Source organism: Tepidibacter formicigenes DSM 15518 (assembly GCF_900142235.1).
Taxonomy (GTDB): domain Bacteria; phylum Bacillota; class Clostridia; order Peptostreptococcales; family Peptostreptococcaceae; genus Tepidibacter; species Tepidibacter formicigenes.
Window position 1 is genome coordinate 50,266 of sequence record NZ_FRAE01000005.1, and the last position, 13,782, is coordinate 64,047.

Consider the following 13,782-nt stretch of genomic DNA (forward strand, 5'->3'; position numbering starts at 1 on the left):
ATATTTTCTATATATTTAAAACCCCACCAATATGGCGGGGGTTTTTTTATTTTTGATTTTTTAAAAGAGGTCTTAGTGTAACAGCAATGCTTATAAATATAATTGACCACACTGTAATCATAAAACCAAGTGCTGCACTAGTCATAATTAATCCCTCCTTAATTAAACACGAATAGAAACTTTATTTTCATCAAGCTCTTTAGCGTATTTAGTCTTAATAGATTTATATGATTGCATAAAGCCTGCAATAAATACAACAAATATAACAACCCTTGCTCCATTAACCCATGGAACCAACTGAGGTGATTTTTCAACAAAAGATGGAACTAATTTAAAGTATCCAGCTTTAATGTAATCTATTGTTGAGAAGAACAACAAAATAATTGTAACTAAAGGAGTTAATGTTTTATGGAATAGATTAAAGAACCATTTTGGTATTTTCCATATTCCTCCTCTATTCATTTCTTCTAAAGCTTTATCTCCCATAAGCCATGCAGCAACAACAACCTCTAGTACTCCAAGAACTATAAGCAGATAAGAACCTACCCAGTTGTCTACTTCTGTTAAATATGCAAGATCCGCTGTTTTAGTTAAAATTGGCTCAAGTCCAACTGGCAGACCTACTACTATATATCCAATGAACACTATCCAAGCAGCTTTACTTCTTTGAATACCTAAATCTTCTTCCATTAAAGCAACTAAGTAGTTGTACATTGCTATAGCAGAAGTAAATCCTGCGAAGAATAATAGTAAGAACCAAAGCGAACCAACAAATTGTCCTCCACCCATTGATCTAAATACGTTAGGAAGTGCTATAAATGAAAGACCAACTCCAGCACTAACTCCTTCAGGTCCCATGAAAGCATAAGCTATAGGTATAACTGCTGTTCCTCCAAGTATAACCTCAGCAAATTCATTCAACGAAATAGTTGCAAAAGATGATACTACAACATCATCATCTGGTTTTAAGTAAGAAGCATAATTACATATAATACCCATTCCTATAGATAATGTAAAGAATACCTGTCCTGCAGCTGCAATTGCTGATTTCCATTTAAGTGCACTAAAATCAGGATTCCAAATATAATTAAGTCCCTTCATAGCTGACCAATCTGGATTTACTGGACTTCCTATAGTTAAAGCTCTTATCGCAAGTATTATACCAAAAGTATAAAGTACAGGCATCATAAGCTTTGCCCAAGCCTCTATACCTTTTTGAACCCCTCGCATAACTGCAAATGCAAGTCCTGCTAACGTAAGCACCCAGAAAATAAATACCATTGATGGATTTTGAACATACCCTACAAATATTTCACCAGTAGATTTAGCAGTATCCATATATCCACCAGTTACTGATAAGAAACTGTATCCTAATGTCCATCCTATAATATGATTATAGTATGAGTTAACAAGTAATGTTACTGCAAAAGCCATCGATCCACAAACAGCTCCTATTATTGCAGCATTTCTTGGTTTAGTTCCTTCTCTAGCTTGTAGATAAACCATTGGTCCAAGTGTTCCATGACCATATTTACCACCATAACGTCCAAGATTCCATTCAATAAGCATAACAGGTATACCAATTATAATAAGTGCAGCAAAATATGGAATCATGAAGGCTCCGCCACCATTACTAGCAGCTTGATAAGGGAATCTCCAGAAGTTACCAAGTCCTATGGCATTTCCTGCCATGGCCAAGATAAGCCCTATCTTAGACCCCCAATTTTCTCTTGAATTTGACATTTAAATATCCCTCCTTTATTTTTTTAAATATTAGTTTGTATATATGTATATGTATTTTGGGTAAATATTATACACGATACATATATTTAGTTATTATTATACTATTTCAAATTATATTAATCAAACGATTTTTCCAATTTTTCTGAAATTTAATTTTTAACAAACAAAAAATCCTAATTTCAATCAAAAAATTAGGATTTTTTACTTATACAAATACTATATTTTAAATTTACCTATTTCTTCATTCAAATTCATAGCAAGTTGACTTAACATATCTGATGAATTTGCAACTTCTTCCACAGCACTTGCCTGCTGTTGCATTGAAGCACTAACCTCCTGTGCTCCTGCTGCTGTTTCTTCCGATACCGAAGATATACTTTCAATAGATTTTACTATACTTTCTTTATCAGTATTTATATCATAAACGTACTCTCCAATTGTTTTAATTTTTTCTGTAATTTTATCAATAGAATTTTTAATTATGTCAAAGGAATTATTAACATGAGTTACTGTATTTGACTGCTTTACATTACTTTCTTTAACTTCATTCATAATTTCTACAGTTTTACTGCTTTCATCTTGAATATCAGTAGTAATATTTTTAATTTCATTTGCAGCATTACTTGAACTCTCTGCAAGTTTTCTTATTTCATCTGCAACCACTGCAAATCCTTTTCCAGCCTCTCCAGCACGAGCTGCCTCAATTGATGCATTTAATGCTAATAAATTAGTCTGCTCTGCTATAGAAGTTATTGTATCTAGTATATTAACTATATTTTTTGCTTTATTATTAAGTTCAAATATTGCTTCTTGAGCCTTTTTTGTATTTTCATTGTTTAATTTTGTTATTTCTTTTAGTTCATTTATAATTTTAGCACCACTTAAATTAGCATTATTTACTTCTTTCACATTATCTAATATATCATTTGTACTTTCTGAAAGCTCATTTAATTTATTTGCAAGATTAGATGTTAATACTACGCCTGTTTCCGACTCACTTGCTTGTTCTAATGCTCCTTTTGATATCTGTCTAATAGTTGTTGCTACTTCTTCAGCAGAAGCACTAGTTTCCTCTGCATTTGCAGCTAAATTTTGTGCAGATAGGTTTAATTCCTCTGATACTCGCTTCACATTATTTATAAGAGTGCCTATATCATCAAGCATATCGTTAAAACCTTTTCCTATATATCCTATTTCATCTTTATTTTTCAAATTACATCTAACTCTAAAATCTCCTTCTCTTGCTTTTTTCATGCTATCTAAAAGAATGTTAATAGGTTTTGTTAAGTTTTTAGCAAATTTTATAGCTATAAAAATAGCTACTAATACAGAAACTAGTCCTACAAATAATGTATTATTAAATAAAACTTTTGTATCGTCTTTTATTTCATCAGTGTATATAGTTACTAAAACAGCCCATCCTAATTTATCTATTTTTGAAAATAAAGCAATTTTTTCTTTTATAATTCCTTTTTCTTCTCTTTTATACTCTATAGTTCCTTCTCTAGATTTCTTAATACCAGCTACTATTTCTTTTACATCTACATGTGTTCCAATAAGAGATTTGTTTTTATGAGTAATAATATTTAAGTTTTCATCAATTAAAACAGCATAACCATTTTTACCAATTTTAAGCCTATTTACTTTATTCGAGAAACTATCTAAAGATATATCTATACCTAATACTCCTACAAATTCATTAGCTCCTAAAAGGTTATATACAGGTATGTAAATCGTTGTAATCATTTTTTTAGTTGCTATGTCTTTATAAGGATTTGCCCATAATATACTATTCTTACTTACAGTATCTTTATACCAGTCTTTTTTAGTAGGGTCATATCCTTCTGGAAGTTCTACTTGAGGATATATATGCATATTGCCATCATTAGTAGCTAAATAAATAGATTGAACAGATGGATGTGCATATTTAAAACTTTCAAAAGTCTTCATCATAAAAGGTTCAGCCGTTGGAGTAGCTAAAATTCTTTGAACATTAGGATCACGAGACATTTGAATAATGTTATATTCATTTTCTTCTATAAAAGTGGTAACGTTTTCTTTTATTTGTTTAACCATTTCAAAAGAATTATCTTTTAATTGATTTTCTAAAATAGAAGTAGATTTTAAATATGTACTTATTCCTAAAGTACTTAATGGAATAGTTATTAATAAAATAAATACTATAATTAGTTTAGATATCAATCCATGCTTAAATTTTAAAAATTTTGTCATTCAATCTAGCTCCTTTCACCAAGAAGATTAATTTTGGATTTATGTCATATATTATTTTATCATATTTATTATTTTATATAGTAATATATTTTTAAAATTTTTTATATTTTTTAACAAATTATAACTTAATAAAATTATTGATTAAAATAGCTTAAAATTCATTATCATTTTTAACTATTTTTTCTTCAATTCCACTCAAATATATCTCCCAAATGTCTTTAAGTCGTTTAATGTTAAATTTATCATCATATATAAGCATAGTAAAGCTTCCTTTAAGAATGCATATATACGAATATACAAGCTTATCTAAGTCTTTTTTTGAAATACCCTTAACTTTTATTCTTTTGCTTATGATATCTGATATATTATTATAAATCAATTCATCAATACTGTTTAGTTTAATTTTTATTTTTTCTCTTAATTCAAATGGTGGAAAAAATATAATTCCACTCCAAAATCCTCTTCTTGCGGAGTCTTTATAGAAATATTGAATGAAACCTTTTAAAAAATCAAAAAGAGTATTCTGTATATTATTAATTTCAACATCTATTAACATTTTTTTTATGTAGAGTTCAAATCTAATCATTTCCTCATTTAACACCGAAAAAAATAATTCCTCTTTACTTAAAAAGTGGCCATATATAGAAGGTTTTTTTATTCCAACTTTATTTGCAATTTCAGATAGACTAGTTCCCTCATATCCTTTTTGGGCCATAAGTTCTAAAGCTACTTTTTTTATTTTTTGTGATGTCATTTGAGAGCCCCCTAATATTTACTTACTTATTTTATAATTCTAATATATTTATCGTTTAATCCTAGAAAAATTTTAATTATTTTATCAGTTTTTCAATATTTTCATAAAAACTGTAATGATTTTATTTTATGTTTATCCATATATTTCTTTTATATTCTGTTTTATGCTTTTATAGGAATAATAAAAAGGAGTAAGCCATGGCCTACTCCTTTTTATTATAATATTCTTGTATTTCCTTTATATACTATTCCACTTACTGTATCTACTGTGACTACATCTCCATCTTTTAATACTTTTGTAGCATCTTTAGTTGAAACTATTACTGGTTTTTCTAAGTTTAATCCAACTATAGCAGCATGGCTTGTAATTCCACCTTCTTCTGTAATTACAGCTCCTGCTCTTTCAATATATTCATTCATATCTGTATCAGTTAATACAGTAACTATGATATCTCCTTCATTAAATTTGCCTTCTAATTCACTAGCTGTTCTTACAACACAAACTTTTCCTGTAGCTGATTTTTTTCCAACACCTATACCTTTAGTTAATATTTCACTAACCACATGAACCTTGATTAAGTTAGTTGTTCCTGCTACTCCTACTGGAACTCCAGCTGTTACTACAACCAATTCTCCAACTTTTATATACCCAGCTTCAATTGATGCCTTTATAGCATTATCTATAACTTCATCAGTTGATTCTCCTGCTATAGTTAACACTGGATATACTCCCCAGCTAAGCGCAAGCCTTCTCATTACTTTTTCACAATGTGTAGCTGCTATTATTGGAGCTTCTGGTCTAAATCTAGATACCATTCTAGCAGTATGTCCAGAAGATGTAGATGTAACTATTGCTGAAGCATTTAAGTCAATTGCAGTTGTGCATGTAGCATGACTTATAGCATTTGTAACATTAACTTCATTTAATCTCTTAGATTTTAATATTTCATTATATTCTAACGAATCTTCTGTTCTTTTTGCTATTGATGCCATTGTTTTAACAGCTTCAACTGGATATTTTCCTGCAGCTGTTTCTCCAGAAAGCATTATTGCATCTGTTCCATCATAAATTGCATTAGCAACGTCTGTAACTTCTGCTCTAGTAGGTCTTGGATTTCTAATCATAGAATCAAGCATTTGAGTTGCAGTTATAACTGGTTTTCCTAATTTATTACATTTTTTAATCATCATTTTTTGAGCTATAGGTATTTCTTGTGTTGGTATTTCAACTCCTAAATCTCCTCTAGCTACCATAAGACCATCAGAAACCTCAAGTATCTCATCTATATTATCAACACCTTCTTGGTTTTCAATCTTAGATATTATTTGAATATCAGTTGCATTATTTGCTTCAAGTATTTCTCTTATAGCAAGAACATCAGCAGCTTTTCTAACGAAAGATGCTGCTATAAAATCTATTCCCTGCTCTATCCCAAATTCTATATCTTTTCTATCTTTTTCAGTAATAGCTGGAAGATTTATTTTTACACCAGGAACATTTACACCTTTATTATTTTTAACTATTCCTGCATTTTCAACTGTACAAACTATATCTTGATCCTTTATTTCATTTACTTTAAGTCCAACAAGTCCATCATCTATTAATATTGTGTCTCCTACTTTTACATCATTTATAAGTTCTTTATAGCTTACTGTACACATTTCTTTAGTTCCAAGAACATCTTTCATTGTAATAGTAAATTTTTGTCCTTCTTCTAATAAAACTTCAGGATCTGCAAATTTTCCTGTTCTTATTTCTGGGCCTTTTGTATCTAAAAGTATTGCTACTGGTTTGTTCATTTCTTCTCTTAATTCTTTTATAGTTTTGATTCTTAAACCATGTTCTTCATAATCACCATGTGAAAAGTTAAGTCTACATACATTAAGTCCACTATTTATAAGTTCTCTTAAAACTTCTTTTTTCTCACTTGCAGGTCCTATTGTACAAACAATTTTAGTCTTTTTTCCTAACATAATACATCCTCCTTAAAATTTTTATAGCTTAAATATTTATATAGATAGTACATCAACTAATTTATAAATGTCAGTGTTTAATTTTCTTTCTATTGCTAAAGCTTCATGTATATCCATATCTATTATTTCATTATTTTTTATTCCTACAACTCTTGAAGATTTTCCTTCAAGTAAAAGCTCTACAGCTTTAGCTCCCATTTGACTTGCTATTATTCTATCAAACGCACTCGGACTTCCTCCTCTTTGTATATGTCCAAGAATTGTAGCCCTAGATTCAATTCCAGTTTTTTCTTTTATTTTTTCTGATAATTCTTGAGCTCCTCCAACTCCTTCTGCAAGCATAATAATACTATGTTTTTTACCTCTATTTTTACTTTGAATTAATTTTTTGCATATTTCATCTTCATTATACTCAGCTTCTGGAATTATTATAACCTCAGCACCACCTGCAAGTCCTGAGTATAAAGCTATATCTCCACAGTGTCTTCCCATAACTTCTATTATGCTTACTCTTTCATGTGAAGATGAGGTATCTCTTATTTTACTTATTGCATCTATTACTGTATTAAGCGTTGTGTCAAATCCTATTGTATAATCTGTATAAGCCAAATCATTATCTATAGTCCCTGGAATACCTATGGCAGGGAATCCCATTTCACTAACTTTTTGAGCTCCTTGAAAAGAACCATCTCCTCCTATTACAACAAGCCCATCTATACCAAATACTTTAAGTACATTTAAAGCTTTTGCTCTTCCTTCTTCTGTTTTAAATTCTAAACATCTAGCAGATTTAAGTATTGTTCCACCTCTATGTATTATATCTCCAACAGAAGATAAGTCCATTTCAAACAAATCTCCATCAATTAATCCTCTATAACCTCTATTTACTCCAAAAACCTTACAACCATTATATATACCCGATCTTACTACTGCTCTCACTGCAGCATTCATTCCTGGAGCATCTCCACCACTAGTTAAAACAGCTATTGTCTTCATAAATGTACCTCCTATTTATTCAGGGACATTTGTTGTCCCTATATGTTGTTTTTTATCCCAGTATATATAAAAAAATATATAATAAACTACTTTTTTCAACTAAATTATATCAATAAAATATATTATAACATAATTTTAAATATTTTTTAAACTCATATTTTTAATTTTGACAATTTTTAATTTTAACATTTTGTTTTCCTAAAAAGCATTCTAATTCATTCAATAAATCCTCATTTATTTGTACCATCCAGCTTTTTTCACCTTTGAATGCTTTTTTATTTTTTTCACAATATATATAAACTAATGAATTTCCTTTGTATTTGTTTAAAATATTTTTTATTTCACTTAACATATGTCTGTCGGATATATCTTTTATTTTTATCCATAATTCCTTATCTTCAATCTTTATAATTTCCTCAAATTCATTAGCTATAATTTTTGCATTTTCATCTTCTTTTATACTAAATCTTCCTTTTACATATACAATATTATCTTCTTTTATTAAATGAGAATATTTTTGCAAAATTCTAGGAAATACTATAACTTCAATACTACCATATAAATCTTCAAGCTCTATAAAAGCCATTATATCATTTCTTTTTGTAGTTTTTATAGTCTTGTTAATTATTATTCCTCCAATTATTATATCTTTATTATCAAGTTTTAAAAACTCTTCATAACTTTCTTTAGCTTGTGACAATATATTGTTATTTATATTACTATTCAATTTAAGCTCTCTTTCATATTGTGACAATGGATGACCACTTATATACATTCCTAAAACTTCCTTTTCTAATGAAAGCTTTTCTTTTTCTCTAAATTCCGATACTCTGGGTAAAACATAAATATTTTCTTCCTCTTTATTTGACATTTCAAATAAAGATACTTGCCCAGCTAAATTTTTCTTTCTATCACTTGTTATACTTTCAAGTATTTTTTCAAACCCAGCCATAAGCTGTGCTCTATTAGAATTTATGCTATCAAATGCACCGCATTTTATAAGAGATTCTATAACTCTTTTATTTAAATCTTTAGACTGAATTCTTTTACAAAACTGAATAAAATCTTTAAATTCACCATTTTTTTCTCTCTCAAGTACTATATCTTTTATAACCTTTGATCCTACATTTTTAACAGCTTCAAGTCCGAACCTTATATTATTTCCTTCTACTGAAAATTTTCCAAAACTCTTATTTATATCCGGCTTTAAAACATCAATTCCAAGACTATTACACTCTCTTATATATTCAACCACCTTATCAGTATTTCCCATTACACTAGTAATTAAAGCTGCCATAAACTCTACTGGATAGTGAGCTTTTAAATAGGCTGTTTGATATCCTAAAACTCCATAAGCTGCAGCATGAGATTTGTTAACAATATGTTATCAATAGGCTCTTTATCCTATTTTCTATAGATTCTTATTCTCTATAGTTCAGACTATATCATCTACCTAATTTTCTTAGGTAGTCGGGCGCTCGTGGATTAGTTTATTCCTAAAGCTGGTCACCAATCTAGTCGTTGCACCTTCCTACTTACTTTTATGCCCTTCAGTAGGCTTGGCTCAGGATCACCATCTCAGGCTTTTCCTGAATTCACCCGATTTGCATTAACAATTACTTGTTAATGGCGCTTAACACTTCTTGCCATTTATTAAATTTTCTTTCAAGGTAGATATTTGCATCATTATATAGATATTCAAATATATTAACCATATCTCTCCTAGCACTACATTCTAAATATTTCATATACTCTGTCCTTGAATTTGTATATGAAAACTTTCCGGGAATATACCTTTCCATATCCTTTAGAAAAGCTACTGTGCCTATAATAGAAAAACGCGGAGAACTGTATCTATATATCTTTATACTTCCATCTTTCATTTTATGATATGAAGTAGATAATCCAAGGGAAATAGAACCATCTCCATCAAAATAACCACGAATAAAATGTCTTATAAATTTTTTATTTATACATGGGATTTTTTGTAACTCAGCTGATTTCCCTGGATAAATACCTAGATTTCTTAAATCTAAAGCCATTCTTTTGGACGAAAAATTAAGTACAATTTTTGGCTTGCTATTTTTATAATTTCCACCTTTTTTCTCATATCTTAATTTTCCTGTAAATTCAATTTCACTAGCTATTCTTTCAAGTAGGCATTTATCTTGTTCTATAAGGGATATAACTATATTGTTAAATTTTTCATTTCCTACAAAGCCATCAGCATATAATAATCCCAATATATAAGACTTCTCTTGGCTATCTATTTCTTTAAAATAAAATTCGTTTAGAGTATATCTGTTTCTCCTTTTTGTATTTATCTCAGCTTCTTTAAGTACTCTAGCAACAGATCGCTTTGATACTTGAAGTGCTTCAATAATGTCTTTAAATTCAAAGCCTTTATTAAACATAATTATTATATTATTCTTATCTACCTCTGTAAGATTATTATACGGTTTCATATAGATACACTTCCTTCTATTCATTATTATCTATAGTGTATCTTATTGAATGTTTTTTATTCGTATTATTTAATAAATGTCACTAGTGCATTGTTAACGCATACTTTGCAAAGTCTATCATATCATCATATATTTTATTAGCTGCATCTTCTGGTACTCCATTTCTCACACAGCCTGGAATTTCTATATTTCCATTTTCATCTAATTTCCCATATATAAAATACTGTCTTTCCTGCTCCATTACATCCATTTTTTTCTTACCCATGGCACGTCTAACAAGGTCACTTCTTCCATAAGAATATCCTGCAAGATCTCTAACAGTCTGCATAACCTGTTCTTGGTAAACCAAACAGCCATAAGTCACATTAAGTATAGGTTCAAGCTTTTCATGAATATATTTTACATCTTGAGGATTATTTTTATTTTTAATATACATAGGAATTGAATCCATAGGTCCTGGTCTATATAGTGATATTCCAGCTACTATATCTTCAAAATTATCTGGCTTTAATTCTTTCATAAACTGTCTCATTCCAGCACTTTCTAATTGAAATATTCCAAGTGTATTTCCTGAACTTAAAAGTTCATATACTTTTGAATCATCATAATCCATTTTAGAAAAATCTATCTTTATTCCGTGTTTTTTATATATAAGATCAAGTGCATCTCTTATTACCGTTAATGTTCTAAGCCCTAAAAAGTCCATTTTTAAAAGACCTAACTCTTCTAAAGTAGTCATTGTAAATTGAGTTGTAACTCCATTTTCATGCATATAAAGAGGCACATATTTGTCTACTGACTCTTTAGATATAACAACACCTGCTGCATGAGTTGATGCATGTCTTGGCATACCTTCAAGAGCTCTTGATAAATCTATAACTTCCTTTACAACTTCATCTTCATCATACATTTTCTTTAAATTTTTATTAATTTCAAGAGCTTTGTCTATTGTCATTCCTAGGGCAAATGGAATTTCCTTTGCTATTTTATCTACCTCAGCATAGCTAACATCAAGTACTCTTCCAACATCTCTTATTGCAGCTTTTGCACCCATTGTTCCAAATGTTATAATTTGAGCTACATGATCTTCTCCATATTTTCGTTTTACATAATCTATTACTTCTTCTCTTCTCTCATAACAGAAATCAATATCAATCCTTTATACCCTTCTCTTTCAAGAGGGAGTAGACCATATCTTTCCCCTCAGCATAACCTGTTAGGGGATGCCCCGCTTCGAACTCTTTATGAGCCCTACGTCCCTTTGGACTGGTCGTTGAACTTTCTCCTATTCGGAGCTTAGCTGCTGATTATCCAATTCAACCAATTTTTAAGCATTCACGCCTAGGCTTGTTTCATCCTTACGTTGTAGCTTGGTTGACTCTAAGGACTTCCCAGCAATTCAAGGCACTTTAACTATAATGTTTCCATTATAGACGACTGTGTATTATATTGCATAATTCTTTATATCTATTATATTTTCTATCAAGATATATGGTTGAATCTTTATAAATTAAATCTAAAAATTTTTTAACTTGATTATTTCCACCTAACTCTATACTATAAACTTTGTCTGTTTTTCTTCTTTGATAAAACTTATTAATTGTAGCAATATTATTTTCTTCTATAAATTTTTTAATAAAATTTAACATGTTTTTTACACCAACTATTTTTACACGAAACTCTTTTTTATTACTTGAATTATAAGTAATTGTTCCATCTCCATCCATATATCCTCTAATAAAATGAGGAACTAAATCTTTTTTTATATTAGGTGGCTCTAATCTCAATGTTTTATTTTCAATTACTCCATGTTTAACAAGATTATTAAAAATTTCCTCTCCAAATATTTGAATTCTACAATATTGCTTCTTACTATAACTATTTTCAATTGGGTTATATACTTTTATTGGATATGTTGCTTCTATAGATTTTTTAAATTTTTCTAAATGTTCTTTATCATCAATAGATAATGCAATACCAAACATTTTACTTTTTCCATTTCTTTTTACATATCCATCTGCATATATAAAACCTAACCAATATGCTTTCTCTGAATTATTAATTTCTTTAAAATAATCCTTATTGTAATTATAAAATCTACTATTTTCTTTATTAGTTCTTAATTCTCCTAAATGTTTCTTTATTAAATAAGCTATTCCAGAGGCTGTACATTTAAAATGTTTAGATATTTGTACTGTACTTAATCCTGATTTATACATTTCAACCATATATCTCTGTTGTTCGTGTGTAAATTTAGATTTTCTCGGCATAATATATTCTCCTTATTAAAGACACTATTATTTTGTGTAATTTTTTTCAAAAAAATTATGCAATATATTTACAATCTGGCATAGATACCCTTTCTGGGTTTAAAAATCTTTCAAAAATAAGACCGTATTTAATAGGATCTATATCTGTTATTTTAAGCGAATATGCAACTATAGAGCCTGCTGCACTACCTCTTCCAGGTCCTACCATTATATTGTTTTCTTTAGCAAAATTTATAAAATCCCAAACAATTAAGAAATACTCAACATATCCCATATTTTCTATAACATCTAACTCATAATTAAGCCTTTTTATTATTTCATCTGATGGATTTTCAAACCTTTCTTTTAATCCATCCATACAAAGTTTTCTTAAATAACTACTTGGTGTAAAACCATTTGGAACTTCATATTTTGGAAGATGTATTTGATTAAAATCAAATTCTACATTACATCTTTGAGCTATTTTTACTGTATTTTCCAAAGCACTTTGTGTATATGAGAATAAATCATACATCTCCTCTTTTGATTTTAAATAAAACTCATCAGTTTCAAATTTCATTCTATGTTCATCTTGAAGTATTTTTCCTGTTTGAATACAAAGAAGTATATCATGTGTTTTTGAATCCTCTTTATTTACATAATGAACATCATTAGTAGCAACAAGAGGTATTCCTGTTTCTTCTGATAGTTTAATAAGACTTAAATTAACTTCCCTTTGTTCTTTTAAACCATGATCTTGAAGCTCTAGGTAAAAATTGTCTTGTCCAAATATTTTATTTAATTTAAGTGCTATTCTCTTTGCTTTTTCATAGTTTCTATTTAATAAGCTTTGCTGAACATCTCCTCCAAGACAAGCTGAAAGAGCAATAATTCCTTCACTATGCTTTTGAAGTTCCTCAAAGTCAACTCTAGGCTTATAGTAAAATCCTTCTACATATCCAGTTGATACTAGTTTTATTAAGTTCTTATATCCTGTCATATCTTTTGCAAGAAGTACTAAATGTCCTTGGTATTTATCAAGTTTAGGATCTTTATCTCTTAAGGAACGTGATGCTGTATATACTTCACATCCTATAATTGGTTTTATTCCTTCTTTTTTTGCTTTTTTATAAAAGTCGATAACTCCAAACATACAGCCATGGTCTGTTATAGCAACAGCTTGCATATTAAGCTCTTTGACCCTTTTTATTAGTTTATCTATCCGCGAAAAACCATCGAGTAAACTATACTCAGTATGAACATGAAGATGAATAAAATCTTCAATCATTTTACCTTCACCTCCCTATAAAAATTTAATAATAAATACTTCTTTATTTTATCATGAATATATATACCTTGTGGATATTGTC

General features: G+C 29.2%; 8 protein-coding genes and 2 pseudogenes. All 10 read right to left on the bottom strand.

Going from position 1 to position 13,782, the window contains the following annotated elements:
• Window positions 1-162: 162 nt before the first annotated feature.
• Window positions 163-1,743: a sodium-dependent transporter gene (locus tag BUA77_RS00770; RefSeq protein WP_072886503.1), complete on the bottom strand. Its 1,581-nt coding sequence runs from the start codon at window positions 1,741-1,743 to the stop codon at window positions 163-165.
• Window positions 1,744-1,959: 216 nt separating this feature from the next.
• On the bottom strand, window positions 1,960-3,975 hold the full coding sequence (locus tag BUA77_RS00775) for a methyl-accepting chemotaxis protein (RefSeq protein WP_072886504.1): 2,016 nt from the start codon (window positions 3,973-3,975) through the stop codon (window positions 1,960-1,962).
• A gap of 151 nt (window positions 3,976-4,126) precedes the next feature.
• The gene (locus BUA77_RS00780; protein WP_072886505.1) at window positions 4,127-4,729 is read right to left on the bottom strand and encodes a TetR/AcrR family transcriptional regulator; all 603 of its coding nucleotides are present in this window, start codon (window positions 4,727-4,729) and stop codon (window positions 4,127-4,129) included.
• Between the two features lie 215 nt (window positions 4,730-4,944).
• Window positions 4,945-6,702, bottom strand: a complete 1,758-nt coding sequence (gene pyk, locus BUA77_RS00785) for a pyruvate kinase (protein WP_072886506.1) — start codon at window positions 6,700-6,702, stop codon at window positions 4,945-4,947.
• A gap of 36 nt (window positions 6,703-6,738) precedes the next feature.
• Window positions 6,739-7,698 carry a 6-phosphofructokinase gene (gene pfkA / locus BUA77_RS00790; RefSeq protein ID WP_072886507.1) on the bottom strand — a complete coding sequence of 320 codons (960 nt, stop codon included), beginning with the start codon at window positions 7,696-7,698 and terminating at the stop codon, window positions 6,739-6,741.
• Between the two features lie 160 nt (window positions 7,699-7,858).
• Entirely contained in the window at window positions 7,859-8,995 is a 1,137-nt protein-coding gene (locus BUA77_RS00795; RefSeq protein WP_072886508.1) for a helix-hairpin-helix domain-containing protein, read from the bottom strand.
• A gap of 319 nt (window positions 8,996-9,314) precedes the next feature.
• On the bottom strand, window positions 9,315-10,163 hold the full coding sequence (locus tag BUA77_RS00800; protein ID WP_072886509.1) for a hypothetical protein: 849 nt from the start codon (window positions 10,161-10,163) through the stop codon (window positions 9,315-9,317).
• A gap of 97 nt (window positions 10,164-10,260) precedes the next feature.
• A pseudogene (dnaE, locus tag BUA77_RS00805) lies at window positions 10,261-11,319 on the bottom strand (DNA polymerase III subunit alpha); the annotation flags it as partial.
• Window positions 11,320-11,590: 271 nt separating this feature from the next.
• On the bottom strand, window positions 11,591-12,433 hold the full coding sequence (locus BUA77_RS00810) for an LAGLIDADG family homing endonuclease (RefSeq protein WP_072886510.1): 843 nt from the start codon (window positions 12,431-12,433) through the stop codon (window positions 11,591-11,593).
• 73 nt (window positions 12,434-12,506) lie between these two features.
• Window positions 12,507-13,700: pseudogene (gene dnaE, locus BUA77_RS00815) on the bottom strand (DNA polymerase III subunit alpha); the annotation flags it as partial.
• Between the last annotated feature and the right edge of the window lie 82 nt (window positions 13,701-13,782).

Coding starts and splice junctions, on each gene's coding strand:
- BUA77_RS00770 (WP_072886503.1), bottom strand. CDS start 1,743: ATGTCAAATTCAAGAGAAAATTGGGGGTCTAAGATAGGGCTTATCTTG.
- BUA77_RS00775 (WP_072886504.1), bottom strand. CDS start 3,975: ATGACAAAATTTTTAAAATTTAAGCATGGATTGATATCTAAACTAATT.
- BUA77_RS00780 (WP_072886505.1), bottom strand. CDS start 4,729: ATGACATCACAAAAAATAAAAAAAGTAGCTTTAGAACTTATGGCCCAA.
- pyk (WP_072886506.1), bottom strand. CDS start 6,702: ATGTTAGGAAAAAAGACTAAAATTGTTTGTACAATAGGACCTGCAAGT.
- pfkA (WP_072886507.1), bottom strand. CDS start 7,698: ATGAAGACAATAGCTGTTTTAACTAGTGGTGGAGATGCTCCAGGAATG.
- BUA77_RS00795 (WP_072886508.1), bottom strand. CDS start 8,995: ATGGCAGCTTTAATTACTAGTGTAATGGGAAATACTGATAAGGTGGTT.
- BUA77_RS00800 (WP_072886509.1), bottom strand. CDS start 10,163: ATGAAACCGTATAATAATCTTACAGAGGTAGATAAGAATAATATAATA.
- BUA77_RS00810 (WP_072886510.1), bottom strand. CDS start 12,433: ATGCCGAGAAAATCTAAATTTACACACGAACAACAGAGATATATGGTT.